Below are 26,962 nucleotides of genomic sequence, written 5' to 3' on the forward strand. Positions count from 1 at the left end.
AATGTTAAGCTTCTTCACGCAGTTCTTCGATTAAGTTGGCTTTGGCCATGCGCCGCAGCGGGCCTTGTACGGAAAGCAAGCCGACAGCCAGTGCAATACCGCAGGCAATCAGAGCGCCGCCCCATGGGAACGCGAACGGCAGCCCTTGAACGTTGCTGAGCTGCATGTGCAGAAAGTAACTGATACCGGCGCCAAGCAGAAGCCCCCAGAAGCTTCCGATGACACCAAACCATACTCCCTCCGCTGAAGCCATTTTGCGAATTTGACTCATCGTCATGCCTACGGATTGAAGCAATCCGATCTCGCGTCGGCGAAGAAGCAGGTTCGTCTGCACCGTATTGATAATATTGAGGCTGCCAATGAGCCCGATCACCGAAAGAAATCCATATACGAATATTTGCATTTGCAAAGCAAAGTTACGTGCCTTTTGTTGTTCCGATACGTAATCAATGAATCGTCCGGCCTGTACTGTATTCGCAATGTCTTCCAGCTTTTGCCTGATAGGTTCGGGATCGGCGCCATCTTTCAAGGCGACTTCAATACCAATCAGGGAAGTGCCGTAGTCAATGCCGTCTTGTTCAGGAGCAACAGCCTCTAACAACTTAGCAAAAGTCGGTTTTACTGCCATAACCGTCAGTGAATGCTCAGAGTAAGGCGCGTTAAAAGGAGACTGGTTGAGAATTCCCGCGACCGTCACCTCGCGAACGTTCTCCTTAGTCGGGTTCTCGGTAACGCCCATCATCAGGATTAATTTATCCCCAACCTTGTAACGGGTGAGCTCCATCTGTTCTCTTTTCCGTCCGCCGTCAACGAGCGGCTTTACTGTCTGCACGATCAGAACTCCATCTTCTGCCGCCAGCTTATCCGGATCTGCAGTACCGGATATGAGATATTTGGCCGCTTCTTTGAGCCTTGCATCATCATATAAAGTAAGATTTGAGTACACAACTTTCTTGCCTTCACCATTCCAATTTACGTCATCAAGCGCCAGTTCGGTTTTTTGCAGAAAGGACTGATCGACATCATCATGCCGAACCAAGGCTTGTGTATTAGGCCATTGATATTGTCCATATACCCCATACACGCCCGGCATATCGGCAATTTCCTTCACGGTCTTCGGAGATACGATATCATTTGTTTTATTCGGGTTCGCCTCATCCCCGGAATAAACGGTCTGCCGAACTTCGAAGGCGATACGGTCGTTCTCGTTCGTGTTTACCGTTAATTTAAAAGCTTCCTGTGTGAAAAAGTGAAATACGATAAATAAAGTTATGCTGACGATAATCGAAAAGGTCGTAATACGAAATTTCGCGCGATTTCTGCGGATATTTTTAGAAGCCATGGAACCTTCGATGCCGATCAGTTTCAATAAAGATGGAAAACGGTTTTTGCGATAGGATTCGCGAACGATGCTGCCGGCTCCTCTGACCGCATCGACAGGTGAAACACCCGAAGCTTTACGCGCCGGAAGCCAAGCCGCCAAGTACACAGCTAGAAGAGCGGTGGCCATGCTTCCGCCGATAATCCACCAATGGAATGTCAGGTGGAAATCCTCCATCTGAAGGATCTGAAATCCGCTTGAGGTCATTAGCCATAACGTCAGCCAAAGCCCTCCCCAACCCAGCAGAAGACCAATCGGAATGCCGATCACGGCGAGAGTGGAAGCCTCACGGAAGACCAGATGCCGGATTTGCCGGGGCGTCGCTCCCAGTGTCCTAAGCAGTCCGAATTGCCGGATTCTTTCCAAAACCGCGATGTTAAAAGAGTTATATATAACCGCTACAGTCGATAGAACAACCAATCCGATCAAGGTGCCGAAGATAATGGCAAGAGCTCGGTTCAAATTGCTGTCGCTAGACTCTCCCAAATAGTTCAGAACAGGCCGGTTCGTATCGAATGGGGTATGAAGTGTTGAAAAAGGCTGGATCTGAATACTGATATCAACACCGGGCTTCAATGTCAGGAACAAGGTCGAACGGGCATTTATCGCAGACTCATCGCCTGTCAACATCGTGAAAGCATGCGCCTTACCTTCAAGTTGGCTGTACTTTTGATTTTTTACAATACCGACCACTTCATAGCGCTGTTTCTTCCCGTCAGCCGAGAACAGCTCAGCAAACCCTCCGAGCTGCGGTTTCTCAGGCAGCTGGTTAAGCAGCCATGCTTCTGCGACAAGCTCGTTCGAGCTTTGCGGGAACCGCCCTTTATCCAAATGAATGGGCAGGAGCTGGATTGCATTTGCGTCAAGCTCATCCACCTGAATCTGATTGCCGCTCGGCAGCTCTGTATGAACTCCTTCGCGAAGTATGCCCACCCGTTCAACCAAAACATGATCTTTTATTTTCGTATATAAATCGGGAGTAGGTTCTTTGTATGCAAAGTGGTAGGAGCCGTTTTCATAAATGGCTTCGGACAGCATATTGTCCTTCATCGCCTGTCCCATCGTGCCTAGTGCGCTTATCAGAGCGACGGAAAGTATGATACCGATCACGGTAAGAATCGATTTTCTGCGCTGCTGCTTTAAGTACCTTCCCGCCAATGAGCTGTAGCTTTTCATTCGCCTTTCCCCCCGTAGGTGTCACTTATGAGAAGCCCGTCTTGAAGCCTCAAGACGCGATCGGCTTCCGCAGCAACATTCATATCGTGGGAGATGACGATAACCGTCTGATGATACTGGCGCACCGCCAGCTTCAGCAACTCCAACACTTCCCGCCCGTTCGCGCTGTCCAGATTCCCGGTGGGTTCGTCTGCAAGCACGATGGCAGGGCGATAAGCCAAGGCACGTCCGATAGCCACTCTTTGCTGTTGTCCGCCCGACAGCTCGGAGGGCAGATGCTTGCGGCGTTGATCCAAGCCGAGCGTATGGATCAAATCATTGATATACGTTTTGTCGGGCTGCCTGTGATCGAGAAGCAGCGGCAATTGGATATTCTCTTCCACGTTCAGAACGGGAATCAGATTATAGGATTGAAAGATGAAGCCGATTTTACGGCGGCGAAATACCGCACGTTCTTTTTCTTTGAGCCCGTACAGGTCTTCTCCATCGATGTGAACATGTCCGCCCGTCGGCTTATCCAGCCCGCCCAGCATATGAAGAAGCGTGCTTTTGCCTGACCCGCTTGCTCCGACAACGGCTACAAACTCTCCCTGACGGATAGAAAAGGACACCCCTTTTAACGCTTGAACCAAAGTGCTTCCTTTACCGTACGATCTGCTTAACCCATCTACACTTATTACATTCATCTGTATACATCCTTCCGGCTTCATAAGTCGCGGGGCCGGAAATTCCGGCCATCGTTCGCATGCCAACGTGGCCAGTATAACTCGCTAACCTTACAAACCAATATATACTAGGATTACAGTTTTGTAAGGAAAGCGAATTCGCTCGGGAAAGGATGGAGAGGAAGCGTTATGGTGACAATGGTTCCTCTTTCAGCATGGTTGGCGGCCGAGATGATTCCGCCATGTTTTTCCACAACGGATTTGGCCAAAGGGAGGCCGAGGCCGACGCCGCTCCCACGCGGAGAAGTACGATAAAACTTTTTGAAAATATGAGGCAATTCGCGTTCATCAATGCCTGTGCCGTAATCCTTTACGTAAACACGGACAAACACGGGAGTTTGCTCGAAGCCGATTTCTACATTGCGCTCCGGCGGGCTGTGCTCCAATGCGTTTTTCACCACATTAGCAAGCGCTTCTGCCAGCCACTGAGGGTCATGAGGCAGCCAAATCGGATTGATCGGTTCGTTGATCAGTAGAGTTATATTCTGATTGTCCGCAAGCCGCCGAACGGCGTCCACAGCTTTACGCACCGTATCGATCAGCGATGCCTGGTTTAAGTTCATCTCCAGCGCATTCGCTTCCAGACGGGCGATCTTCAGCAAGCTGAGCGTCAGCCATTCCATCCGGTCCAATTCCCGCCTGCATGTTTCCAGGAACTCTGCGGCTTGATCCGTCGTTAATTTACCTTCCCGCAATAAGTCCATATAAATGATTAAAGAGCTGAGCGGTGTTTTCAACTGGTGGGAAATGTCGGCGACGGTATCTTTCAAAAAGGCTTTGTCACGGTGAAGCTGCTCAATCGTTTCCTGCAGGCGGATTGTCAGCTCCTGCACTCCGTTTGCCAGTAAGCCCATTTCGCCTTCGCCATAAATGCGGAATGCCATCGGCTTGTTATGTTTCACGCTATTATCTAAAGACACGGCCAGTCTTCTGACATCTCCCAGCCGGATTCGCGCTTCAAGGAATAACATCAAACCGATAATACCGATAATGACTACCGTTCCGGCTAGTAAAGTCCAAAAAGTGCGGCTTTGGTATCCGCCAATAACAGGCAGCCAGCGGCCCTCAAGCTCGGAGGTCAGGCCGTAACGTTCCATCAATTGACGGCCCCGTTCCAGCGCCTCGGAGGACGGGGGTTCGGAGGCAGTGAGTGACTTTATCCATAGCTTCGCTGCTTCAGGATCAGTTGCCGACAAACGCCCGACCATGCCGGTTTGCTGATCCAACCATTGCTCTTTTAAGCGTTCGCTTGATACATGGCTGTAGATCCAGACCGCTATGATCGATAGAACCAGAATGGATGTCAAGAATAGAGCCTGTCTGCGCACAGTCGCATTACGCCATAGTCTCGCTAGAGAGAGCCTCGTATCCTGGTCGTCTATGCGTTCCATCGGTATCCGGCTCCTCGAACGGTCTGTATATGCTTCGGATTCTGCGGATCATCTTCGATCTTCTCTCTCAATCGACGGATATTGACGGCCACCGTATTATCGTCCAACGCTTCGACTCCGTCGGGCCAAACATGCCGAATAATCTGGTCCTTAGACATCACCGACCGCGGGTGGCTCATAAAAAGAGACAACAGCCTGAATTCAGTAATGCTGAGCGGAATGTCGCGGGTCTCTTTTTCCAATCGCATTTCAGTTACGTGGAGCGTTAAATTCCCCGCCATCAGCGCTGATTTTTCTTCTTCACGTCCGATGGCGGACCGGCGGCGCAATACCGCTTGAATTCTCGACACAAATTCCCGCAGCCGGAACGGCTTCGTAATATAGTCGTCTCCGCCCAGGTCAAGTCCCCTGACAACATCGAATTCCTGATCGCTCGCCGTCAGAAAGATGATTGGAATATCCAGATTTCGCCGAACTTCGGCGCAGAAATCAAACCCATTGCCGTCAGGCAGCTGAACATCCAATAGAATAAGATCGAAATGATGGTCTGTTATTTCCGTCAGAGCTTTTGCTAGGGTATACGCGCTATGTACTTGAAAACCCTCTTGCTGCAGAGTAAATTGAATCCCTCTGTGAAGGGACTCATCGTCTTCAACTAACAAGATATTAGCCGCCACAGTCGATGACTCCTTTGTACATAGATAGACAAATTTCAGCAATGAATCGCGAGTAATGGGTAGAAAATCCCATATTAATGAAAAAAAATTTAAAAAAAGGTCTTTTTGATCGACATGTTTCTACAAAAATTTGGATAATGTTGTCCTATAATAAAAAAGGTCAGAGTGATAAATCTATCATTTGATGAAGATTGAATATCAAATTTCGAGAATAAGGAGCGGTCAGGAGACTCATATGGACACATCAGAGCTTATCCATCGCCTCCAATTGCTGCAACGCCGGCTGTGTGAGATGGCAGGCGACTTGGGCAATCTGACCGACCCCGAGATTGTAGCCGTCAGCCAAGAAGCGGATCGGCTGATCATTCAGCTTCAACGTCTTCGCAAAGAGGAAGCGGAAGGCCGCAAGGGTCCCGAGTCTACAGTATCGCTGTTAACGGCTTCTCAGACGGCGGAAGAAGCTCGTCAACAAAGCGGCACACTCTTCATGAAGAACTCCTGAAGTCCAAGGGGACACATGGTTAAATCGGGAATCTTGCAGCAGATCCATTAACGTACCGGCGCATCCGGCTTTCGGATCGGCCGCTCCGTACACGACACGCTCCACTCGTGATTGAAGAATGGCGCCCGCACACATCGGGCAGGGTTCAAGCGTGACATACAGTGTACAGCCCAACAGGCGCCAGGCCTGAAGACTCTCGCTTGCATGCCGAATGGCGATCATCTCGGCATGCGCGGTAGGATCCTTCTCCGTCTCTCTCAGATTGTAACCGGCGCCGACAATCGAGCCTCCACGCACGATTACAGCACCGATCGGAACTTCACCCATCGATTCGGCCAGACGCGCCTGATGGATCGCCTCGTTCATCCATCGTTCGTCTTCCGTCATTTTCATATCTCCTTTAAATTCCCTTAGCGTCGAAGTGATTGTCTGCGTCAATGGCAATAATGTACCGCGAACGTGCATTCGTTGTTAACATGGTGTGTATAAAATTGTGGATAACTTTTTATTGTCCACAGCTTTATGCACATTTTTCATTTTATTCTGGGTATAAGTCAATTTTATTGTAACAGGTTGGCAAATAAGGTCAAACCTAAGAAACTTTCTGAATACACTATATTGAAAGAGGTGGACAGCCTCTGGAAAATAACGGTGCAGGAAGGTGGACTGCGAATGGAGGCAGTCGGGCTTTTTTTCCGTAAGCATCCTGAGCTGGAGCCAACGGGGAAGCTCTCCATTTTGGGTAGGGCGCTTTGTTCGGCACAGCGGATGAACGCTTATGTCAAGCGGAGAAATCCGAAAGCGCCGCAAATTGCGGAGTTGTATCTGCAGGCGGGGCGGCGGTATGGTGTCCGCGGGGACGTGGCTTTTTGCCAGATGGTCTACGAATCAAGGTGCTGGTCCAATGAATTCTCCGGTCCTTCCTGGGGTCCTTTCAGCTTGGCGCAAAGAGGAGAGGAAGCTTCAATCGCAGTACATATGCAGCTTCTCTACACAATGGCTTCGGACATACCGCTGAGCTCCGAGCTGGACACTTCGGATCGCAGAGTGGATGCGCTTGTTCGTTCAGGTTGGCAGGGCAGTGCGCATTGCTGGGAGGATTTGAACGGCAAGTGGTCGATCGGCGTCAATCGCTACGGACAAGACGTCGTCGCGATGTGGCGGAACCTGATGGAATGGAGCGCTGAAGAGGAGGAGGAAGCTGTGGATAATGAGAATACTCAGCAATCTGCAGGGCTGGGTTCCTTAATGGATAGGGTTACGCGCAGAGTGGATTGGTCATTATTATGCAGTGAGGAGATGAACTGGCTTAAGGATCAGCGATTACTGCCTGAGCCTGTGCCGCACCCGGACCGGAAAGTGACTTGGGCGGAACTGGCTGCCGTGCTCTATCGTTGGGAAAAAAGACAATCGGCTGATACAATAGAGAGGAAAGAAGGTACATCGAAGAAAGAAGGATAAAGACGATGGCTTCTTCAGCGAAAACAGCACTTGTTGCAGGGTCTACCGGACTGATCGGCCAATGCTTGCTCAGACGGTTGATTCACGACCCGCGGTACTCGCGGATTGTGGCATTGACCCGGAGACCGCTATTAATCAGCCATCCCAAGCTTCAGGTGGTGACCGCCGATCTTAACGCGCTCTCGAAAGTGATTCGCGATCTGCAAGCGGACGATTGGTATTGCGCGGTAGGAACGACAATCAAGCAAGCGAAGTCGCAGGAAGCTTTCCGCAGCGTAGATTACGAGTACCCGCTGGCGCTTGCCGAACAGGCCGTGAAGTCCGGAGCCGGGCAGTTCCTGCTGGTCTCCGCGATGGGAGCTTCTCCGGAATCTTCTATTTTCTACAGCAGAGTTAAAGGGGAAATCGAAAGGGATTTGATTGCGCTGCGGATCCCGAAGCTTCACCTATTCCGTCCTTCCTTGCTGCTTGGCGAACGTGCGGAGCTGCGAAAAGGCGAGCGAATCGGCGCAATAGTGATGAAGGGGATTCATCCTTTATTGCTCGGACCGCTTCGCAAGTATCGGGCGATTGAGGGCGATGCTGTGGCTGCCGCTATGATCAAGGCGGCTAATACGGATTCCAATCCTGGGGTTTACATGTACCCAAGTGATAAAATTGCTCGTTTGGCCCAGGATTAAAGCCGAAAAAAACGTCAGAGGCGATGGTTCGCTTATGACGTTTTTTTGATGTTGTAAGCTTTATTTAGGTTTGCCTTCGTTGGCAATGGCATTCATCGTCATCTGCTCGGAGTTCGATGCCGGCTCGGAATATTTACGGAGGACCGACACTTCAACCCGGCGGTTCTTCGCACGGCCCAGGTTGGTGCCGCTCGTATCGACAGGACGAAACTCTCCATAACCGGTGGCGCTGAACCGCTTCGGATCGAAAGCATCATTTTCCAAAAGAATCTTCATAAAGTTAATCGCTCTCTTGGAGCTCAGCTCCCAGTTGGAGGGAAACTCTTTGGTATTAATGGGCTGGTCGTCGGTATGTCCGGTTACCAGAATATCGTAATCCGGATAACCCTGCAGCATCTCACCGATGGCAGCGGCCAGCTTCTGCGACTCCGTCTTGATACCGGCGCTGCCGGAAGCGAATAAAGCATTGTCGCGAATCGTAATGAGCAGTTCCGATGTATTCAGTTCCGTCTGGAGCTGAGAAGACAAACCGTTCTTCTGAATATATCTGTCCAGCTGTTTTTTGAGCTCTTCGAGGTTTTGCTGTTCTTGCTTCCTCAGGGAATCCCGGGTTTTGGCTTCATCTTTCTTGTTGTTCATCTCATCGGAGCGCCGCCGCTGCTGGTCGTTCTCCATGACCGAGTTTTTATCGAGCACGCCGAGTCCGGAGTTGAAAGCGGATCTGAACGCTCGCGACATTTCGTCGAATTTGGACGTATTAACCGCGCTTGCCGCGTATAGAACGATAAACAATGCCAGGAGCAGCGTCATTAAGTCTGAGTACGGAAGGAGCCATGACTCGTCCGCGTGCTCCTCATGCGGTTCATGCCGTTTGCTGCTCAACGCGCGCATCCTCCTTCTCGGCGAATGCCAGGCGTTCGGTAGGCGTAAGGAAGACCATCAGTTTTTTGCTGAATAGCGATCGTGGAGACACCGGATTGGATGGATAACAAGCCTTCTACCATCATGAGCTTCAGATCGACTTCGCGTTTGGAGAGACGTTTGAGCTTATTCGAAATCGGATGCCAGAGTACATAACCTGTAAAAATACCGAGAAGTGTCGCGATGAAGGCCGCAGCTACGGCGTGAGCCAATTTCTCCATGTCTTCGAGATTTCCGAGCGCCGCGATCAGACCGATTACGGCTCCCAGCACCCCGAGTGTCGGTGCGTACATGCCCGCCTGGGAGAAAATCTGGGCACCGCCGCGATGCCTCTCTTCGGTCGCGGTTATGTCCTCCAGCAGGACGTCCCGTACGAAATCTTGATCGTTGCCGTCTATGATCATGCGCATTCCCGATCTCAGGAAGGCATCTTCAATCTCATCGACCTTGCTTCGAGCGCGAGCAGCCCTTCACGGCGAGTGACCGTTGCCCAATCCATAAACATATGGACCAACTGCTGCCGCGGCAGCAGTTGAGGCTCTTTGAATACAATCCCGAAAAGCTTCGGCACTTTTTTCAGCTCGCTCATCGGAAATGCCATAAAAACAGACGCGGCTGTTCCTACAAGGATAATCACGTAGGCAGCCGGATTGTTAATCAAATTGACAAGAGGAGCGTTTTTCAAATACATACCGAATATAAGTGAAACAAAGCCTAAAGTTAAGCCGATAATCGTTGAATTTTTCATCGTACACCCCAGCATATGAGAATGAAATTGGTGCGACAGGAGGTTACTCACACAGCCGACACGATAATAGGTTTATCGACAGAACGGCTTGAAAGCATTAGAGCCCGAAGGCGTTTTTCACAAATTGATCGCAAGTTTATATTCGACGGGATGGAAGGGATACGGTATAGACAGTCCCGGGCGTAGATGTTAATATGGCATCACAAGTGAATACGGCGGAAAACAGGTGCTCGCAAGAGCTTAAAAGAGAAGTTCGGTGCAAAACCGACGCGGTCCCGCCACTGTCCATGGGGAGCAATCCGGAAGCAGCCACTGTTGCGTCAGCAGACGTCAATGGGAAGGCCCGGAAAGCGATGATCCAGGAGCCAGGAAACCTGCCTGTTTTCGACAAACACCCGATAACCTACGAGGAATAGGGGAGGTGTGGCGGCATTCGCCGCGGCAACGTTGAGGTACTGTATCCTTTGGCGGCCGTGGCGGACTAATGCGGCAAGTCTCAGGCCCGGCGACACCGGGGCCTGCTTGTCACTCGCGCGGAAGCGCGGCATTCATCGGGCCATCACGCGAGCTAACGTCCTCCGAATTCGGAGGATGTTTTTTGTTGTTTTTACTCGGCAGGCCAACGGGCGGTACATACGTGGAGGAGTGAGGAACGGTGACAGGGGAAAAAGTAATCGGTACACGGGGACAGTTGAGGCGTTGGCTTCGCGGCGCTCTGGCAATGGTATTATCGATGCAGTTAGTTTCAGGTGCGTGGGGCGCTTCAACTGCGAGCGCTGCGACGCCCGCCGCAAGAGATCAAATAAACAGTGCAGTCGCCGAGCTGCAGAACATTCTGGCCAAATCTCAGCCGGTCAGCGACTGGGTTGCGTTCGGTCTCGCGCGTTCGGGAAAGCCGGTTGCGGATCGGTATTTGCCTGTGGCCGCGAAAGCAGCATCCGACGGAAGCCTTCGTCTTGTGACCGATTATGCGAGAGTCGCGTTGGCGGTTCATGCAAATGGCGGGGATCCCGGCAAAATCGGCAAGGAAGATTTGCTGAAGAAAATTGCGGGTTTTGAGAAAATGACGGCGCAAGGCCCGAACGCGCCTGCTTATGCGCTGCTGGCGCTGGATGCCGGTAATTATACGCCAGGCGCTAACGATCGCTGGACACGGGATGATTTAATCGAATGGCTCGTCGACCATCGCAATATCGATGGCGGTTGGTCGCTCAGCGCAGGCAAAAGCGATGTGGATGTAACGGGTATCGTGCTCACTGCTCTTGCCCCTCATCGGGATCATAAAGGTGTCGGGACGATAATCGATCAAGCGGTACAATGGCTGTCCGGCGTCCAACGGGAAACCGGCGGCTTCGGCAATCCGGCGGAGTCAAGCGAAAGCACGGCACAGGTCGTCATCGCATTGACCTCGTTGGGCATTGATCCTTTTGGTGATACGCGGTTCATAAACAACGGCAAATCGGCTGTCGAGCGATTGATGGAGTATCGCTTGGCAGACGGACGATTCGCTCATGTGCCGGGCGGCAAAGCAGACGGTATGGCCACGATGTATGCGCTGCTCGGTCTGACCGCGGCGGAGCGTTGGTCGGATGGGCTGCCGGGATTATTTGCCGGTGTGCCTTCAACGCTCAAAGCCCATGTTACTGTCAGTGGTCCGACCGGTGAGTTGTCAGCCGGCACCGTGGCGGGAACAACTGCGCTTGAGGCTGTGGCAAATCTATTAAAAACAAATCGCATCCCATATGTTGTGGAGCGGCATCCGCAATTCGGCGCATATCTGAAAACCGTGAAAGACGTGACAAGCGGGCAATTCGGCGGCTTTGACGGTTGGCAATATGCTGTCAAAAGGGATGGAAATTGGGTCGCGATCCAGGAAGGCATGGCTGACTTTGCACTTAAGGCCGGAGACGATGTATTCGTCTATTACGGCGGAAGCGAAACGCGGTTGATCCATTCTGTGAAGCTTGATCCGGCCGCGCCGCGTGAGGGTCAGCCTGTGACGGTCAGCGTTGAGCAGGAGACTTATGACTGGGAATCCGGCAAAGTGATTATCGGGCCTGCGGCTTACGCACAAATCAAAGCCGGAGGGCAGACGGTCACAACCGATAAGGACGGCAAAGCGCAGCTGCAAGCTTTGAAGGCAGGAACGTATACTTTGTCGGTAGACGGATACCGCGCCGGCAGCACTCCTCTCTATCTCGCAGCGAAAACTTCGTTTGAAGCGGCTTCTTATATAAAGAAGGTGTCCGTTCGGATTGAAGGCGATATGGCAGCTGTAGCTTCCGGCTCCGCCCAAGGCGGGACTGCGCTTGAGGCAGTGGAGAAGCTTCTGAAAGAGAAGCAGTTGAAAGCTGAAATCAAAGAAACGTCTTTCGGAAAATATATCTCTTCTATTAATGGAATTGCTGCCGGTAAATATGGCGGGTTCGACGGCTGGATGTTCGCGGTCATTCGTAACGGCTCTTGGATCGTGCCTGCGGAAGGAATCGGGACGTTCCTGCTGGAAGACGGGGATCAGGTTGTCGTCTATTACGGCGGCGAGGCAACGAAGCTGGCGGACCCGGTCATCGTAACTCCGTCCCAGCCTAAGCCCGGTGAGGACTTCACCGTAGCGGTGACATATAGAGACTGGAACTGGGATAAGAACCGGTTCGATGAGCCCAAGCCGCTGGCCGGTGCCAAGGTTTCTTCCGGTGCTAACGAGGCCGTTACGGATGAGAATGGGAAAGCGACACTCAAAGGTGTGGCGGAAGGTCTATACCGGCTTCAAGTGTCGTCCTATGCCGAAGGCGGAGCTCCTAAGGCAGTGCGTTTAAGCGTACCCCTCATTGTCGCGGGTAAATACAATGATGAGAAGTTAGTTGCACGCTGGGCCGGAGAAGCAGTGACAACGGCCAGAGCTGCAGCTGTTCTCCGCGGGCCATCGGATACGAAATCCGTATTCAAGCCTAAGCAAGCCGTTACCCGTGCGGAGTTCGTATCCGCTCTGGCGCGCACGCTCGGCTTGGTTCCGGTTAGCGGCACGACGTTTAAAGACATACCGGGCAGCGCGTGGTATGCGAAGGATGTCGGAGCGGCTGCGAAAGCAGGCCTTGTCGGCGGCATTGCTCCGGGCACGTTCGCTCCTGCAGCGACGTTGACCCGGGAGCAGGCGGCGATTCTGCTGACCCGTGCGCTGAAGCTGAAAGCCTCGAAATCCGCCGTGATGACGGACGCCAAACAGGTGAATGCCGGTGCCATGGCTTCGGTTCAAGCGGTAATCGAACGCGGCTGGATGAGCGCCTACGAGGGACATTTCTCGCCGAAAATGGCGGTATCCCGTGAACAAGCGGCGGTCATTGCGGTGCGCATCCTGTTCGAGCCTGGCGTTGGTCGGGAAGCAAAGTGAAGCGGTAGGCTGTAAGGCGACAAAAGCGTCTTACAGGAACAGATCGGCCCGCAGCGGCACAATCTGTAAGGCGACAAAACAGTCTTACAGGAACAGATCGGCCCGCGCGGCAATCTGTAAGGCGACAAAACCGGCTTAGAGGAATGGATCGACTCGTGTGGCGAGCTGTAAGACGACAAAACCGTCTTAGAGGAATGGATCGACTCGTGTGGCGAGCTGTAAGACGACAAAACCGTCTTACACGGAACAGATTGGCCCGCGGGGCAAGCTGTAAGTCCGGTCACCGGCCTTAGAAGGAGAAACTCGGCCAGACCGGTACGCTGTAACTCTGATGAACGGACTTAGGAGAGTAAAGTCGGCTTGATCGGAGCGCTGTAAGTCCGGTCATCGGCCATACACGGATAATCACTCGGCGCTCCGGCGCGTGGTAAGGACTTAGGGAAAGGAGGAAGCGGCAGTGAAAAGAATAGTAGTTTTGTTGTTGGCGGTCGTACTGCTTTTAGCTGGATGTGGCGACAAGAGTGCAAGTCCATCAAGCGCAACTGGAGCACAACAGATCACAGGCAGCATACAGGAGGGCGGGTCGGCAACCCCTGCCGTTTCTCCTTCACCTGTAATTTCACCTGAAAGTTCACCTGAGGCAACAGCATCCTCATCGGTTGAACCATCGTCACCCGTCTCATCCGCATCGCCGTCCAAGAAGTCATCGCCGGCAGTATCGCCGACACCCTCAGCGCCGGCGGAACTGTCACCGTCCAAAGCGCCGTCAGCCTCGGTGTCGCCGACGCCGTCGCCTTCTCCGAAGGCGACGCAGCAGGCGCCTAAGCCCAGACCGCCTAAAGCATCTCCAGCTGTGGATACGGTCACCATTTCCATAGTCGGAAACGCAGAATGGGGAACGATTGTCAGCGCTGAATCCATAATGGTAACGCAAGGCGACACTGCCGCCTCGGTATTGAAACGCACGGCAAAGGCCCATCGCCTAGCCTTCGAAACCACCGGCAGCGGGGAGCTCACATATGTGAAAGGCATTGATGGACTGTACGAATTTGATGACGGGCCGACCAGCGGCTGGAAATATCGGATCAACGGCAAAGTGCTCGATATCGGTGCAGGTTCTTATAAGCTGAAGCCGGGAGACCGGCTGGAATGGTTCTACGCTTCTGAGGACGAAGCGGCCAAAGAGGATAAGGAGTCCTCGCCATGACAGACAGCTTCGGTTTTCGTTCCCTGCATCCCTTTACCATACTGCTTTATTATGCCGGAGGAATTACCTTCGGCATGTTGTTGTTTCATCCCCTCATTCTGCTCGCGGGATGGGCGGCTGCCGTTGTCGTCAATCTCCATCTCGACGGCGGCCGGGAATGGCGGCGGTGGACGGTTCCGATGGCTGTCGGCTGCCTGTTGATCTTGCTGATGAATCCGATATTATCGCACCGGGGCCGCACCGTACTGTATTACTTCGGTGACATGCCGATCACGCTCGAATCGGTCGTATACGGGATGACGCTTGCGCTATCCATGCTGAACCTGTTGACCTTGTTCATCACCTATCGCCTGGTCATGTCGGAACAGAAGTTTCTGTTCCTTTTCAGCCGGCTGTCGCCTAAAGCTGCACTTGTGGCCATGATGGCGCTGGGTATGGTGCCACGGCTGCGCAGGCGCTTGCAAGAGCTGATGCTGATCCAAAGAAGCCGGGGCATAACCGTGACGGAAGGCTCATTGGCGCAAAGGGCGCGAAACGGTACGCGCATCGTTGGAACTTTGCTCTCGTGGACGCTTGAGGATGCCTTGCAGACAGCGGACTCCATGCAGGCGAGAGGATATGGGACCGGGAGAAGGAGCGGGTATGCAGGGTTCCGTTTCCGCTCGCGGGATATGTGGACTGTGTCGGCGTTAACGGCATGTGCAGTTCTTCTGCTCGGTGTCTGGGCAAGCGGATATGGTTTTATGAAGGTTTATCCTAACTTAGGTTCGTTTCGTCTTATTACAGGCGACCAGGTTGCGCTGGCCGGTTATATCACCTATTTGTTGCTGCCGCTAGGCTGGGAATGGAGGGATCGCAAATCATGGCGCACTTTAAAATACAAAATGTAACCTTCACCTATCCGGAAGAGCGGCTTCCTGCTTTGTCCGATGTATCTCTTTCGGTGGCACCCGGCGAATTTGTCGTGCTTTGCGGTCCGTCCGGAAGCGGTAAATCGACGCTGCTCCGTTTGCTGAAGCGGGAAGTGTCGCCAGGTGGAAGAATGAGCGGTTCTATTTTGCTGAACGATAGTCCGCTTCATGAATGGACGTCCAGGGAAGCGGCAGCCATGGTAGGGCTTGTTATGCAAAATCCGGACAATCAGCTTGTGGTGGATACGGTTGAGCATGAATTGGCTTTTGGAATGGAAAATTTCGGCTTGGATCGGGACGTTATGCGAAGGCGCATGGCGGAGATGGCCGGATTTTTCGGGTTGGAGCCGCTGCTGGGCCGCAGGACCGACGAGCTGTCCGGCGGGCAGAAGCAGACGGTGAATTTGGCGGCGGTACTGATGCTGCAGCCGCGCGTTCTGCTGCTCGACGAGCCGCTGGCACAATTGGATCCGCTCGCGGCGCGGGAGCTGCTCGCAATGATCAAGCGGCTCAACGATGAGTGGGGGATCTCAGTTATTATGTGTGAACACCGTCTGGATGACCTCCTTCCCCTAGCGGATCGAGTGGTTCGATTGGACTGCGGCAGAATCGTTTTTGACGGCAAACCACGGGATTTCGCGGCAGAAGCATGGAATCGCAACGATGCGGACTGGATCAGCGCGCTGCCTTCAATCACTCGATGGGCCATAGAACAAGGTCCGCAAGCATTTGTTGAACCGCCGATTTCCGTGAAAGAGGCGCGCCTTTGGTTACACAAGAGGGGCAATCCTACTCAGTACGCGAGAGAGCATTCCAATTCCACAGTCGAACCAACGCGCCATGGGGAGCCTCTCCTCAGTGCCGACCAAATCTTTTTTGCCTATGACAAGCATTCGCCTGCAGTATTGAGGGGCGTGGACTGGCAAATCCGGCGTGGAGATTGGGGTGTGCTGTTCGGAGGGAACGGAAGCGGGAAGTCGACATTGCTTCAGCTGCTTGCCGGGATTCGCATGCCGCAGCGAGGGTCGGTCAAATGGGGTAAAGCGCCGCTTTCACGAAAGCATTCCAAGGAGCAAATCGGAGCAATCGGTTATTTAGCCCAGAGCCCGGTGCTTCATTATGCGCATGATACGTTACTGGAGGATTTGAAGCATGCCGCAAATCGTGCTGGCATCCAAGACGCGGAGCAGGAAGCCAGAGCAATGGCCGATCGATTCGGAATCGCGCATCTGCTGACACGCCATCCGCATGATATGAGCGGAGGAGAGCAGCAAATAGGGGCGCTGGCAATGATCCTCCTCGCAAAGCCGCAGATGCTGCTGCTTGACGAGCCGACGAAAGGCTTGGATCCCCAGGCCAAAAAGAGGCTGGCCACGTATCTGAAAAACATTCACACCCAGGGCACGACGATATTGATGGCCACGCACGATGTTGAATTTGCCGCAGCCTACGCCAATCGCTGTTCGCTGTTGTTCCACGGCGAAATCGTTGCGGACGGCGAGCCGGAACCTTTTTTCCGGGGGGAATTTGTTCTACACCACACATATGCACCGGCTGCTGAACGAACATGCTGACATAACACCGCGCAGTCATCAGGAGGTGCCGGCCAGATGAACTCCAAACAACTCCGCTTATTAAGTGCTAAGTGGGTGATCATTCCCATAGGTATTGCCTATATAGGCTTAGCCTGGTTGGCGTTGCAAAGGGGTAACTCCCTGCTGATCGGCATTGTCCTTGTGCTGCTGTCCATGATTCCTTTCGTGCTCCGTTTCGAACGCCGTGAAAGGAAAGCCCGTGAGCTGATGCTAATTGCCGTTATGGCAGCTGTCGCCTCCATCAGCCGTATTCCATTCGCCGCGCTGCTGCCTAATTTTACACCGGTTACTTTTGTCGTGATCATCTCGGGGGTCGTGTTCGGAGCGGAGGCAGGTTGGATGGTAGGGGCCGCCGGCGCGCTTGTATCCAACATGTTCTTGGGCCAGGGTCCTTGGACGCCTTGGCAAATGTTCGCGTGGGGAATGGCCGGTTACACGGCGGGTTTGTTCGCACATCGCAGTACATGGCGTCAACGCAGGGTGCCGCTCGCCATTTTAGGAGTAATATGGGGTTTCCTGCATGGCTGGATAATGAATTTGACTTTGGCGCTGGATCAATGGGTACAGACTCATTCCTGGAAAGCCGTTGCGGCCAAATACGCGCTGAGCTTACCGTTTGAGCTTACGCATGCGGCGGCCAATCTTTTTTTCATCATCGTCTTCGGCCCTTCATGGATTCGGTTACTGGAGAGATATCGGCGCAAGTACGGCACACTGGAACGGCTGGAGTACCCGGACGACGCCGCATATAAGCCTGTTGAAGGAGGAGTTTCGCGTGAAGCATCCACTGTTAAATGAACAGGAACTGCAGGAAGGGTTAAGCGAGTTATCGGGTTGGTCGGTTGAAGAGGGCAAATGGCTGGTGAAAAAGTATCGGTTCCCAAGCTTCCCTGAAGCCATCGCGTTCGTGAACAAAGTCGCGGGAATTGCCGAAAAGATGAATCACCATCCTTTCATTGCTATCGATTATCGCAAGGTAACACTTCGTATTACCAGCTGGAACTCGGGAGGACTGACCGCTCTGGACATCAACTCCGCGAAGGATTACGACCAGTAATACCACTTTCATGCTGGATTTCAGCTGCGTTGCTGAACGCTGTAAACAACAAAAGACTGCCTCTCAAACCGGATGGCTTGATAGGCAGTCTTCGTATTATACATGCTGGCCTTAGTCGTCCCTGGAAACTTTCCCTACAAGCGCCAATGCATAGATTGCAGCAACGCCGACGAGAGTGTAGACGATACGCGCACCGACTTCATCCGATCCTCCAAAAAGCTCACTCACTGCATCATAGTCGAACAGACCGACAACAAGCCAATTCAAACCGCCAATAATGATCAATAACAGGCTGATCACATTGAGTGATTTTATCCGGTACCATCCTCCTTTCCACATTGCACGAGAAGTGCGTTTGTTGGTTGTTCCTTATACTTTTATGAAGCGCAAGCCGTCCATTATGACTGTTCTCCTGAACTTTCACTCAGCGTTCGGCTGCCATACCATGCAGAACACGAACACGGCACGATGTGTCGCTTTGCGCTCATATTGATCCGTGACGACGAACCCCGCTTTTTGATATGCCCGAATGGCCCGCCGATTCCACTGCTCCACTTCCAGATCGATTTCTGCTCCAGGGCGGCGAAGCCTCGCTTCTTCCACGGCTAAACGGATAACCGCGGGTCCATACCCCTTATCGCAGCACTCCGGCTTCAATCCGAGCCCGATTCGCACAGTCCGATCCAGCGGAAAAAGCTGCACATAGCCGATCAATTCTTTTTCCTCGTTGCGTACCGCCTTGTATTGCCTCTGCCTGATCTCCCGGTCGCCGAACTCCCGTTTATGCTCGACCATCGCTTCCCAAGAAGGCCAACGGTAACGCTCATAAGGAGGCGGGTAGCGCCAATCGCATACGGCTTGTCCATCCTCTTCCGTCATATCCTCGAGTATAAATGTCGGGTTTTTTTGCATACTGACTCTTCCTTCCGTACAACCTCTAAGTCTTCATTATAACGGACGGCGAATGCGTGGGGCGGTATAATTGAGAAATTCAGCTTACTCGATATTTTAGCTGCATGGTATGATAGGGACGTTGAGCAACATGATCGAGTGGAAGGGGATTACACATATGGCCCGGCTGGTCTTCTTGGGTTGTATTGCATATTTGGTGGTCGGGTTGGGGCAGCTGGTTGTAGGTACGGTAATGGAGCCTATGGTGAAAGCGTACGGCGTTCAGTACGGAGACGGCGGACAGCTCGTTATGCATCAATTTTTAGGCGGGCTGATCGGCGTTCTTCTTGCCCCGTGGCTGGTCCGCCGAGTCGGGAAGAAGCCGCTGCTGCTCACAGCACTTGCGGTTATGGCGATTGCTGAGGCAGTTTATACTTTTCAGCCGCCTTGGGGTTGGATGCTGACAGCGGCGCCTTTTGCGGGATTTGGCTTCGGAACGACGGAGGCGGTCGTGGGATCATTCGTGATCGGGGCTGCGGCGGGGAACGCGAATGTGGCGATGAGCCGGATTGAAGTGTTTTTTGGTGTCGGTGCGCTCCTCATGCCCTTTGCAGGCGCTGCCCTTATTTCTAACGGTTATTGGGTCGCTGCTTTTGCGCTTGTCGGTGTGCTGACTGTGATTACACTCGTGGTCTGGCTCGTAATGTGGCCTGAAATGTTGGACCGCCCAGGGGCACATGCAGCCGATGAGGCTGCCCTGTCAGCGCCGAGACAAGCACGATCCAGGGTAGCCATGATCCTTATCGCTAGTGCAGCGTTCTTTACGATGTATGTCGGTTTTGAAATGAGTTTCATTCATTATTTGCCTTCGTTGCTGGTGGAGAATAACGGTCTTACGGAGTCTGCCGCCGCTCTATCGTTGAGCATTTTCTGGGGCGCTATGGTTTTGGGCCGTTTAGTGGCGGGACATGCGGCGGACCGCTGGGGTGGAGCGGCGTATTTGCTGGCCACCTGTATCGCTGCCGCTGTGCTGTTTATGCTGATGGGCGGGCTGGAGAGCGTCGGCGCACTGTTTGTATTGACCTTCGGAGCGGGGCTGGCGATGTCGGGCATGTTCGCGGTTGCTTTGGTGTTCGCTAACCGGGCGGCGCCCGGCATGACCGAGAAGACAACGAGCCTGCTGATGGCATTCGGAGGCATAGGCGGAGCTTTACTGCCGAGATTGACGGGATGGTATTTGGATGAAAATGGTGCCGCAGCGACTCGCTGGCTGTTCGCGGGATTCGCCGTTGTCATGCTGCTGGTTGTGATCTGGGCGTTGCTCGCAGCTAAACCGGCCAGGCAGATATCTGAATCTGCTGCTTATAAGGCGTTGCACTAGACTAGGGAAGGTGGTTATCGTACATGCAAAATATCGTGTCTATGAAATGGGTGTTGGCCCGTCTTTTCGAACCGGATGTCGTCATCGTAGACTGCAGATTCCAGCTGGGTAAGCCAGATGCCGGGCGTCAAGCTATGAGGAATCGCACATACCGGGTGCCGTTCATTTGGACTTGGAAAAAGATTTATCCGCGCCGAAAGGTGAGCACGGTGGCCGCCATCCCTTGCCGAAAGTGGAAGATTTGGCGAACACGCTGCGCCGTGCCGGAGTCGGCAGCGATTCCCGGGTGATCGCCTATGACGATCAGGGCGGTGCCATGGCTTCGCGGCTATGGTGGCTTCTGAAATATCTCGGCCATGATTCCGTGTACGTAATGGACGAAGGGTTCTCTGCGTGGAAAGCTGCCGATTTTCCGGTTTCTGCGGAGCAGAAGATCGTCGTGCCGGGCAATTTTGCCGCTCGCCCGCGGCCTGAGATGTTGGCGGATATGGAAGAAGTGAAGTCCAAGCTGAGCGCACTCGGAGTTGTGCTAGTGGATTCCCGGGAAGGTCCGCGCTATCGCGGCGAAGTAGAAACTATCGATCGCACAGCAGGGCATATACCCGGCGCCCGTAACCGTTTCTGGGCGGAAGGCCGGCGTTCGGACGGGAGTTGGAAATCGGCGGAAGAGCAGGGCGTGCGGTTTGCCGATCTATTCAAAGATGACGAAGTTATTGTTTATTGCGGCTCGGGAGTTACAGCCTGTCCGAACGTATTGGCGCTGCAGGAAGCGGGATTTACGCGCGTTAAGCTGTACGCGGGCAGCTGGAGCGATTGGATTAGCTATGAGGATAATTCGGTGGCAGTGGGGGACAAAGAAGACTCGAAAGGCGTATAGCAGTAAGCGAAGTTGAGTACAGAGCATGGTGAGTTGAACACCGTCGCTCTGTATTTTTTATGTGTCGAAGTCAACACGGAGTCAACGATCGGCTACTGAAAGTACTTGCAGGAACCCTCGGACCGAGCACGCGCTCGCATCCTCGGTACATGCACAACGAAGGCCTTGAAGTTACCACAACGGTGTTTTCCGGGTCTATTAGTAACTACATTAGAATTAGTTTGCCCGCTAAATCATCCAGTAACGTCTAAATCAACACATCAGATGCAAAGTTGTGGAAATCAACGCGAATCAACTTTGTAACAATCGTAAGACAATCGCAATGAACAGTACATAAGCAAAAATAATTTCTACATACTACGGGAAGAGTAATTTTGGTAAAATGGTTGTGGGGAAGGTGTTTTTGATGAGTGCTAACAATAACTTGCTATTAAATCGTATATTTACTAAAAGCACTTTCACGGATTGGATTAAAAATCATAAAGACTCAGACCTCAATGAGTCAATTCGTAAATACTTAAGCAATTCACCAATTTTAAACAAAGATGTCATATCACAAATATATAAAACTATGTTGAAGAGTCATAGAAATGAATATATTTATAAAAACACTTTGCTCAATAAGCTTTTATTAGGAAGGCACAGTATAAAGTCGACAATAGCGTTAACGGAGATACCTATTGAAAAATCAAAAGCAGATTTTATTTTGATTAATGGGAAAGCCGTAGTTTATGAAATAAAAACAGAGCTTGATAACTTCGACAGATTAATTGGTCAACTTAAAGACTATTATAAAGCTTTCGATTATGTTTGTGTTATCACAAGTGAGTCGAACTATAAGAATGTCCTGACATTACTTCAAAACACAGATGTTGGACTATGCACACTAACCAGGCGCAATACTATCAGTACAAAAAAAAGAACCGACTTCTAATAGATCTTACTTGAACCATAAATCAATGTTTAAAATTCTTAGGAAGCATGAATGTGAAGAAATATTATTTACTCATTTTGGGAGATTACCGGAAACTTCTCAGGTAAAATACTACAAAGAATGTCTCAACTGGTTTACTGAAATTAACATAGATGTTGCTTATAGATACATGCTACGGGAATTGAAGAAACGAAGTAACATCAATAGGTATGAGTTTGAAAAAAAAGTTCCTTACGAATTAAAGACTTTAGTTTATTTTTCGGAATACAATTTAAGTGATTACAATGCACTGGAAACCTTTTTGAATAAAGAATTCAGGGGGTAACATATGTACTTTCCATATTTTCGAGGCCGACAGTTTGAAATAATTGCTTTGAGAGAGTTGTTGGAAATGGATTTATTGAACGATCGTATAATTCCCATAATTGAACCGGTCAAACTCTCATCTACGTTAACCAAAACAATGTCAAAATTTATTGAAAAAGAAAAGCAGCTTGCAGTGGTTCACAATCCGAAAGTCGGAAGCTTTAACTTAGAGATAGCAAAGGAAAGTCCACTAAAAGAAATATTTGATTCCCACTTGTTGAGTGATTGGATAATTAAGTCACATATTATTAATAAACAGTCAGTAGGGGAGATTTCTAAATTAGTAGAATTGGGTATCGAGAGAGAAGAAATTTTAACAATAATTTCCGATAGAGATCGTTTAGACTATTTTGAAGACACTTTTGGGGAAAAAAACGGTTTGTATAATTTGATTCCCTATGAGAGGGTATTTAAAAAATATGTAAAGAACAATAAGGTACTGTTTGATGATAAGTTTGTAAAGCTAGCAAGAAATGCGGAGTATAAAGACAAAGATGAATTTTTCTCAGAAGACCATTTATTTTATGACGAGGAGGGGTATTCTGGGTTTTCTGATTTTTCTGTAGTTGGTAGTGATTATACTGAAGCAGGTTTTGCCCCATTTGCAGTGGCAATTCATATTGTCTATTTTGATTCAGAAAAAAATCTTAGAATCATTCACTTTGTATCAGATTCCAATGAAGATATTCAAGATCCAGCTGGAAAGTTTTATGAAGCAGTCAGCAAATTATTTGAGTGGAAAAAAGAAAACGATATCAATACATATGGATTAAATGAGTTTATCAAGCATTACCGAAATGAAACGTATCCTGGTCTAGGCACGGTTAAAAAACTTTCGATAATGCATCACATTGAATTAATGAGCCAATATTTAGATGGAGAACACTCATTATGAAATGTTGTATCAATTGTTTTAATGATACAGAGATAAAGTTAAGAATAACTGGATTAAATAGGTTGGGCAATTGCAATATTTGTGAATCTGTGAATGTATTTATATATGATACCGAAATTGATTTTGACCTTGTAGATGATTTTGTTGCACTGTTAGATACATATAGACCTGAAAGCGTGTTGCCAACCGGATTTCCTTCTGATCAGTTAAATTTCCTGAGGAATGAATTATTAGAAAATTGGGATATATTCAATTTAAGTTCTGATAAGATAGATATTTTAATAAAAAGCATCTGCCGGACAAAATATACAGAAGAGCCGGAATTATTCGAGCAAAAAGTAGGAATTATTGAAAAGTGTGACAAAGAATATTTACTTAACTACTCCATACTTGGTGAGTTTAGTTGGGAAGACTTTGCCAAGGCCATTAAAACAGAAAATCGTTTCCACAGTAAACATTTAAACATCACACTTCTATTTGATTATTTAGACTATCTAAAAAAGGCCTACAAGAAGGATACCATCTTTTATAGAGCTCGAATTTCCGATAAAAACGGTTTTCCTAATGAGAAGATGGGGGCCCCTCCGAAAGGAGTAGCGTCGGCCGGTCGTGTTAACCCGGAGGGAGTTAGCTATTTATATTTAGGTAATGATAGAACAACAACTTTAAACGAAGTAAGAGCTGGACTACACGATTTTGTAACAATTGCAACGTTTAAATTGTCTGAGGATATCAATGTTGTTGACCTAACTAGAATTGATAAAATTAGTGCATTTTCAGGGTTGGATTTTACTCAACATGCAATAAATAAACCAAATTTAGTAAAAATGAATAATGACATATCTAAGCCTTTAAGAAGACAAGATAGCCATTTAGATTATTTGCCAACACAGTACATTTCTGAGTACATTAAAACGATAAAGTTTAAAGATGGAACCGTGTGTTGTGGTATTGAATATAAAAGTACCATGAATAAAGGTGGATATAACTTGGCCATATTTGATAGCTCTTTATTTGAGTGTATCGATGTTGAGGTCTATGATGTCCAAGAACTTAGCTACGTCGTCGATCCGAGAATCGAAGACTGATTACAAGCAACATATTCGAGGCACTCAAAACTGTTGTCTGTGTTTCTCGCTTTAGAGACGATATAAAGAATCCGTATCCACAGATAACGGCAAAGGGATTGGCGACCGGCCCTCTCTTCGCCACTCCAATGGGCACTACGACTCATTGCAACAAGTGAGCTTCCAACCAAGGATGGTCGAGCATTCCTTCGAGAAGGCAGTTTCACAGGGAATCCGTAAGCTGGAGCGACTGGATTAGCTATGAGGGGAATCCGGTTGCGTTGGGGGATGAGGAAGGACCGAAAGACATAATGTAGTAGGTAAACTTTAAATACAGAGTATCTGAGGCATAACCTCAATACTCTGTATTTTTTTTATGTTAAAGTCAACACGGAGTCAACACTTGTGTGCTGTAGGTACACTCAGCATTATGACGAACCGAGCAAACTCTGATATAGAAGCAGTTATGATCTCCTAACTTAAGGACTGTAGCCCTCAGAAATTTCAGCCCGTTCACATCAGAGTCAACACTTTAAGTATTCGTGAGAGAATCAACATAGAGTCAACAAGTCTTAAAGTACAGTAAAGGCTTCTACAATTTCAAGCATAGATTTGGAAGAACAACGTTAATTTTGCTGGTTCTATTGCTGAAGGGTTGGGAACAGGTGCGAGTAGCGATCCTGAGTTATCATAATTGAGTGTCCATACCTTTGTAAGGTCATTCAGTTATACTACGTATTCGAGCAAGAATGATTTGCGGGTGTGTGTCGAAAGCTGCATGCTCTAATTTTGGTGATTCTTTGTTCTGATGCATTTTCAATTAACGTACCTCCAATAAATTTAGTAATTAGGTTTGGTAGAAGGATAAAGGATATTTACAAATTTTGACGAAACTATTGTATGAGCAGTATCTGTCAAAAAACGGGAGGATTCGGTGAAGTGAAAAAGACAGACCTTTCACAAATAAAAGGGGTAAGAAGGGGCTCAGCTGATTTTTTTGAGAACAAATACTCGGACTCCGAAGTTGTTATTGGACTTGTCGGAGCAGTCGGGACCGAACAGAGTCGTATTGTTGAAGTTATTAAGGATCGGTTGCAAACCGCCTTTCGTTATAGGGCAGAGTTAATTCATGTTTCAAGAGATGTCATTTCTGATTTATATCTTACTCACAGCGACCATGAATCGGAGTACGATCGAGTACAAGAGCTATAGAGTTAGGTAATAAGGCAAGAGAAAAGTCAGGTGACCATTCCATACTCGCACTTGGGGTGGCATCCAAAATATTTAAAAAAAGAGAAATCGATAGAACCAATGGAGTAGGAAAGCCAAATAGAAGGATGGCTTATATAGTCAATTCACTAAAGCATCCAAAAGAAGTAGAAAAGCTCAGAGAAATATATTCAAATGGATTTTATTTAATCGGTATTAACTCAGATGAAAGCAGAAGAAAAGACCATTTGATTAAGTCAAAATTCATGACAGAAAATGAAGCCAAAGATCTCATTAAGCGGGACATGGATGAAATAGATGGTTTTGGACAACACACTAGGGACACTTTCGAGATGGCAGATTTTTACGTTCATTTAAGTAATCATGACCAAGCAAAAAACAGTATTTGGCGAATTCTTGATTTAATATTCGGACATCCTCATCAAACACCGACTTTTGATGAATTTGCAATGTTCATGGCATTTACCTCTGCGTTACGGTCGGCGGATTTATCAAGACAAGTTGGTGCAGTTATAGCTAAAGACAATGAAATCATAGCGCTGGGCGCGAACGATGCACCTAAATTTGGTGGAGGATCGTACTGGTCAGAGTGGGATGCAGGGTCTCATGAATATATAGACCATCCGGATGGAAGAGATTATATTAGAGGAAAGGACCCTAATAAAGCTGAACAAGCTAGAATAATTGAAAATATTATTCAGGCGTTGGAGATTCAAGACGACGAAGAGAAACAGCAAGTAAAAGAGAAACTGAGCAGAAGCAAGATTAAGGATATAACTGAATACGGCCGTGTTGTTCATGCTGAAATGGATGCTTTATTGATGTGTTCGCGCAATAATGTAAGCACCCGAGGAGCCACTATTTATTGCACGACTTATCCTTGTCATAATTGTGCGAAACATATTATTGCAGCAGGCATTACTAAGGTAATATATGTTGAACCATACCCAAAAAGCAAAGCTCTGGAATTTCATTCGGATGCTATTTCAACGGACGTGAGTGAGGAAGGGAAAAAGGTTGTTTTTACTCCATTTGTAGGCATTGGTCCAAGAAAATTTTTTGATCTATTTTCAATGTCTTTAGGATCAGGTTATAATAAAATTAGGAAAAATAAAGATGGTTCCGCGCTAAAGTGGCAACATAAGGATGCAAGGATGCGCTCACAATTGCTACCTGTTTCCTATTTGGAAAGGGAAATACACGCGGCGACTATATTTGACTCAAAAAGGAGAGATATGTAGATGGAGAAAGGAAAGAAGTATTTCCATCGAGAAGGGGAAACCGATATGACCATGAGAAAGAGGGATCCGCATATTGAATTAGCCATCAAGGCTGTCAATAATTGGCCAGATTGGAAAAAGGCTGTGTATCAAACTCAAAATCCCCGAATCGTTCAACGTAACTCGGTAACTCGTTAAATATACATAATAAATAACTAAACCAGGCGTTACTAGCAGTCATCCTTGATGATTGTGAACTATACGCCTGGTTTTTTCATTTC

The 26,962-nt window shown here is 49.4% G+C and carries 25 protein-coding genes, 2 pseudogenes and 1 riboswitch; of the genes and pseudogenes, 17 read left to right on the forward strand and 10 right to left on the reverse strand.

All coding sequences use genetic code 11. The annotated features are described in order from the left end of the window. Positions 1-4: 4 nt before the first annotated feature. The 4 genes from SD71_RS18815 to SD71_RS18830 form a co-directional block, all read right to left on the reverse strand. Complete coding sequence (locus SD71_RS18815) at positions 5-2,557, reverse strand: ABC transporter permease (protein WP_041066686.1); 2,553 nt, start codon at positions 2,555-2,557, stop codon at positions 5-7. Beyond that, on the reverse strand, positions 2,554-3,243 hold the full coding sequence (locus SD71_RS18820) for an ABC transporter ATP-binding protein (protein ID WP_041066689.1): 690 nt from the start codon (positions 3,241-3,243) through the stop codon (positions 2,554-2,556). The genes SD71_RS18815 and SD71_RS18820 overlap by 4 nt, the downstream gene beginning before the upstream one ends. Before the next feature lie 113 nt (positions 3,244-3,356). After that, the gene (locus SD71_RS22565; RefSeq protein WP_052476416.1) at positions 3,357-4,673 is read right to left on the reverse strand and encodes a sensor histidine kinase; all 1,317 of its coding nucleotides are present in this window, start codon (positions 4,671-4,673) and stop codon (positions 3,357-3,359) included. Next, positions 4,661-5,350: a response regulator transcription factor gene (locus SD71_RS18830; RefSeq protein WP_041066692.1), complete on the reverse strand. Its 690-nt coding sequence runs from the start codon at positions 5,348-5,350 to the stop codon at positions 4,661-4,663. Before SD71_RS18830 ends, SD71_RS22565 begins: the two co-directional genes overlap by 13 nt. 235 nt (positions 5,351-5,585) lie before the next feature. On the opposite strand from SD71_RS18830, the gene SD71_RS23270 reads away from it, so the two are divergent. Then, positions 5,586-5,852 carry an aspartyl-phosphate phosphatase Spo0E family protein gene (locus SD71_RS23270; protein WP_082034351.1) on the forward strand — a complete coding sequence of 89 codons (267 nt, stop codon included), beginning with the start codon at positions 5,586-5,588 and terminating at the stop codon, positions 5,850-5,852. Here SD71_RS23270 and tadA read toward each other — a convergent pair. Further along, positions 5,784-6,239, reverse strand: a complete 456-nt coding sequence (tadA, locus tag SD71_RS18835; protein WP_152619510.1) for a tRNA adenosine(34) deaminase TadA — start codon at positions 6,237-6,239, stop codon at positions 5,784-5,786. The two genes, SD71_RS23270 and tadA, sit on opposite strands and share 69 nt — an antisense overlap. A gap of 285 nt (positions 6,240-6,524) precedes the next feature. On the opposite strand from tadA, the gene SD71_RS18840 reads away from it, so the two are divergent. Continuing rightward, positions 6,525-7,313 (forward strand): glucosaminidase domain-containing protein, encoded by a 789-nt coding sequence (locus SD71_RS18840; protein WP_041066698.1) that lies wholly within the window; start codon positions 6,525-6,527, stop codon positions 7,311-7,313. A 5-nt stretch (positions 7,314-7,318) separates the two neighbouring features. Next, on the forward strand, positions 7,319-7,993 hold the full coding sequence (locus SD71_RS18845) for an NAD-dependent epimerase/dehydratase family protein (RefSeq protein WP_041066701.1): 675 nt from the start codon (positions 7,319-7,321) through the stop codon (positions 7,991-7,993). A gap of 60 nt (positions 7,994-8,053) precedes the next feature. On the opposite strand, the gene SD71_RS18850 is transcribed toward SD71_RS18845, so the two are convergent. Both SD71_RS18850 and motA read right to left on the reverse strand, forming a co-directional pair. Beyond that, positions 8,054-8,875: a flagellar motor protein MotB gene (locus SD71_RS18850; RefSeq protein ID WP_041066704.1), complete on the reverse strand. Its 822-nt coding sequence runs from the start codon at positions 8,873-8,875 to the stop codon at positions 8,054-8,056. Continuing rightward, positions 8,856-9,662 (reverse strand): annotated as a pseudogene (gene motA / locus SD71_RS18855) (flagellar motor stator protein MotA). Before motA ends, SD71_RS18850 begins: the two are co-directional and overlap by 20 nt. Before the next feature lie 207 nt (positions 9,663-9,869). After that, a riboswitch (cobalamin riboswitch) is annotated at positions 9,870-10,058 on the forward strand. A gap of 259 nt (positions 10,059-10,317) precedes the next feature. Between motA and SD71_RS18865 the strand changes: the two are divergent. Further along, the gene (locus SD71_RS18865; protein WP_041066709.1) at positions 10,318-13,050 is read left to right on the forward strand and encodes an S-layer homology domain-containing protein; all 2,733 of its coding nucleotides are present in this window, start codon (positions 10,318-10,320) and stop codon (positions 13,048-13,050) included. A gap of 435 nt (positions 13,051-13,485) precedes the next feature. On the opposite strand, the gene SD71_RS18870 is transcribed toward SD71_RS18865, so the two are convergent. Continuing rightward, positions 13,486-14,016 carry a hypothetical protein gene (locus tag SD71_RS18870; protein ID WP_165418325.1) on the reverse strand — a complete coding sequence of 177 codons (531 nt, stop codon included), beginning with the start codon at positions 14,014-14,016 and terminating at the stop codon, positions 13,486-13,488. Between SD71_RS18870 and SD71_RS18875 the strand changes: the two genes are divergently transcribed. Genes SD71_RS18875 through SD71_RS23275 form a run of 5 tightly spaced genes read left to right on the forward strand, consistent with a single transcriptional unit; the run spans position 13,973 to position 17,820 of the window. Further along, positions 13,973-14,257 carry a DUF4430 domain-containing protein gene (locus SD71_RS18875; protein WP_052476417.1) on the forward strand — a complete coding sequence of 95 codons (285 nt, stop codon included), beginning with the start codon at positions 13,973-13,975 and terminating at the stop codon, positions 14,255-14,257. The genes SD71_RS18870 and SD71_RS18875 overlap by 44 nt on opposite strands. Beyond that, a complete protein-coding gene (locus SD71_RS18880) occupies positions 14,254-15,147 on the forward strand; it encodes an energy-coupling factor transporter transmembrane component T (protein ID WP_041066715.1) in 894 nt (297 codons plus the stop codon). Before SD71_RS18875 ends, SD71_RS18880 begins: the two co-directional genes overlap by 4 nt. Further along, on the forward strand, positions 15,120-16,742 hold the full coding sequence (locus tag SD71_RS18885; protein ID WP_052476418.1) for an ABC transporter ATP-binding protein: 1,623 nt from the start codon (positions 15,120-15,122) through the stop codon (positions 16,740-16,742). Before SD71_RS18880 ends, SD71_RS18885 begins: the two co-directional genes overlap by 28 nt. Before the next feature lie 36 nt (positions 16,743-16,778). After that, positions 16,779-17,561 carry an ECF transporter S component gene (locus SD71_RS18890; RefSeq protein ID WP_082034353.1) on the forward strand — a complete coding sequence of 261 codons (783 nt, stop codon included), beginning with the start codon at positions 16,779-16,781 and terminating at the stop codon, positions 17,559-17,561. After that, a complete protein-coding gene (locus SD71_RS23275; protein ID WP_200889627.1) occupies positions 17,539-17,820 on the forward strand; it encodes a 4a-hydroxytetrahydrobiopterin dehydratase in 282 nt (93 codons plus the stop codon). Before SD71_RS18890 ends, SD71_RS23275 begins: the two co-directional genes overlap by 23 nt. 111 nt (positions 17,821-17,931) lie before the next feature. Here SD71_RS23275 and SD71_RS18900 read toward each other — a convergent pair whose 3' ends face one another. Together SD71_RS18900 and SD71_RS18905 are read right to left on the reverse strand one after the other, a co-directional pair. After that, positions 17,932-18,120 carry a DUF378 domain-containing protein gene (locus SD71_RS18900; protein WP_407637559.1) on the reverse strand — a complete coding sequence of 63 codons (189 nt, stop codon included), beginning with the start codon at positions 18,118-18,120 and terminating at the stop codon, positions 17,932-17,934. 120 nt (positions 18,121-18,240) lie between these two features. Beyond that, the gene (locus SD71_RS18905; protein WP_041066718.1) at positions 18,241-18,732 is read right to left on the reverse strand and encodes a GNAT family N-acetyltransferase; all 492 of its coding nucleotides are present in this window, start codon (positions 18,730-18,732) and stop codon (positions 18,241-18,243) included. Positions 18,733-18,889: 157 nt separating this feature from the next. Between SD71_RS18905 and SD71_RS18910 the strand changes: the two genes are divergently transcribed. From SD71_RS18910 to SD71_RS24075, 8 genes and pseudogenes are all read left to right on the forward strand, one after another. Beyond that, complete coding sequence (locus SD71_RS18910; RefSeq protein WP_041066721.1) at positions 18,890-20,092, forward strand: MFS transporter; 1,203 nt, start codon at positions 18,890-18,892, stop codon at positions 20,090-20,092. Positions 20,093-20,115: 23 nt separating this feature from the next. Then, positions 20,116-20,969: pseudogene (locus tag SD71_RS18915) on the forward strand (sulfurtransferase). Between the two features lie 406 nt (positions 20,970-21,375). Continuing rightward, positions 21,376-21,903 (forward strand): sce7726 family protein, encoded by a 528-nt coding sequence (locus SD71_RS25180; RefSeq protein WP_235427243.1) that lies wholly within the window; start codon positions 21,376-21,378, stop codon positions 21,901-21,903. Positions 21,904-22,231: 328 nt separating this feature from the next. Further along, positions 22,232-23,164, forward strand: a complete 933-nt coding sequence (locus SD71_RS18925) for a sce7725 family protein (RefSeq protein WP_041066723.1) — start codon at positions 22,232-22,234, stop codon at positions 23,162-23,164. After that, positions 23,161-24,252 carry an RES family NAD+ phosphorylase gene (locus SD71_RS18930; RefSeq protein ID WP_041066726.1) on the forward strand — a complete coding sequence of 364 codons (1,092 nt, stop codon included), beginning with the start codon at positions 23,161-23,163 and terminating at the stop codon, positions 24,250-24,252. The genes SD71_RS18925 and SD71_RS18930 overlap by 4 nt, the downstream gene beginning before the upstream one ends. 918 nt (positions 24,253-25,170) lie before the next feature. Beyond that, positions 25,171-25,443 (forward strand): hypothetical protein, encoded by a 273-nt coding sequence (locus SD71_RS24480; protein ID WP_200889625.1) that lies wholly within the window; start codon positions 25,171-25,173, stop codon positions 25,441-25,443. A 41-nt stretch (positions 25,444-25,484) separates the two neighbouring features. Continuing rightward, positions 25,485-26,702 (forward strand): anti-phage dCTP deaminase, encoded by a 1,218-nt coding sequence (locus SD71_RS25695; RefSeq protein ID WP_268747768.1) that lies wholly within the window; start codon positions 25,485-25,487, stop codon positions 26,700-26,702. Continuing rightward, entirely contained in the window at positions 26,703-26,879 is a 177-nt protein-coding gene (locus tag SD71_RS24075) for a hypothetical protein (protein WP_161793418.1), read from the forward strand. It begins immediately after the preceding gene. Positions 26,880-26,962 lie beyond the last annotated feature (83 nt).

Origin of the sequence: Cohnella kolymensis (assembly GCF_000829465.1) — a bacterium.
GTDB classification, from domain to species: domain Bacteria; phylum Bacillota; class Bacilli; order Paenibacillales; family Paenibacillaceae; genus Cohnella; species Cohnella kolymensis.

Bases quoted from the DNA above. Each gene is read 5' to 3' on its own strand.
- SD71_RS18845 (WP_041066701.1), top strand. From the start codon at position 7,319: ATGGCTTCTTCAGCGAAAACAGCACTTGTTGCAGGGTCTACCGGACTG.
- SD71_RS18815 (WP_041066686.1), bottom strand. From the start codon at position 2,557: ATGAAAAGCTACAGCTCATTGGCGGGAAGGTACTTAAAGCAGCAGCGC.
- SD71_RS25180 (WP_235427243.1), top strand. From the start codon at position 21,376: ATGAGTGCTAACAATAACTTGCTATTAAATCGTATATTTACTAAAAGC.
- SD71_RS18840 (WP_041066698.1), top strand. From the start codon at position 6,525: ATGGAGGCAGTCGGGCTTTTTTTCCGTAAGCATCCTGAGCTGGAGCCA.
- tadA (WP_152619510.1), bottom strand. From the start codon at position 6,239: ATGACGGAAGACGAACGATGGATGAACGAGGCGATCCATCAGGCGCGT.
- SD71_RS18880 (WP_041066715.1), top strand. From the start codon at position 14,254: ATGACAGACAGCTTCGGTTTTCGTTCCCTGCATCCCTTTACCATACTG.
- SD71_RS18930 (WP_041066726.1), top strand. From the start codon at position 23,161: ATGAAATGTTGTATCAATTGTTTTAATGATACAGAGATAAAGTTAAGA.
- SD71_RS18875 (WP_052476417.1), top strand. From the start codon at position 13,973: ATGGTAACGCAAGGCGACACTGCCGCCTCGGTATTGAAACGCACGGCA.
- SD71_RS22565 (WP_052476416.1), bottom strand. From the start codon at position 4,673: ATGGAACGCATAGACGACCAGGATACGAGGCTCTCTCTAGCGAGACTA.
- SD71_RS18925 (WP_041066723.1), top strand. From the start codon at position 22,232: ATGTACTTTCCATATTTTCGAGGCCGACAGTTTGAAATAATTGCTTTG.
- SD71_RS18890 (WP_082034353.1), top strand. From the start codon at position 16,779: ATGAACTCCAAACAACTCCGCTTATTAAGTGCTAAGTGGGTGATCATT.
- SD71_RS23270 (WP_082034351.1), top strand. From the start codon at position 5,586: ATGGACACATCAGAGCTTATCCATCGCCTCCAATTGCTGCAACGCCGG.
- SD71_RS18910 (WP_041066721.1), top strand. From the start codon at position 18,890: ATGGCCCGGCTGGTCTTCTTGGGTTGTATTGCATATTTGGTGGTCGGG.
- SD71_RS24075 (WP_161793418.1), top strand. From the start codon at position 26,703: ATGGAGAAAGGAAAGAAGTATTTCCATCGAGAAGGGGAAACCGATATG.
- SD71_RS18905 (WP_041066718.1), bottom strand. From the start codon at position 18,732: ATGCAAAAAAACCCGACATTTATACTCGAGGATATGACGGAAGAGGAT.
- SD71_RS18885 (WP_052476418.1), top strand. From the start codon at position 15,120: ATGGCGCACTTTAAAATACAAAATGTAACCTTCACCTATCCGGAAGAG.
- SD71_RS18820 (WP_041066689.1), bottom strand. From the start codon at position 3,243: ATGAATGTAATAAGTGTAGATGGGTTAAGCAGATCGTACGGTAAAGGA.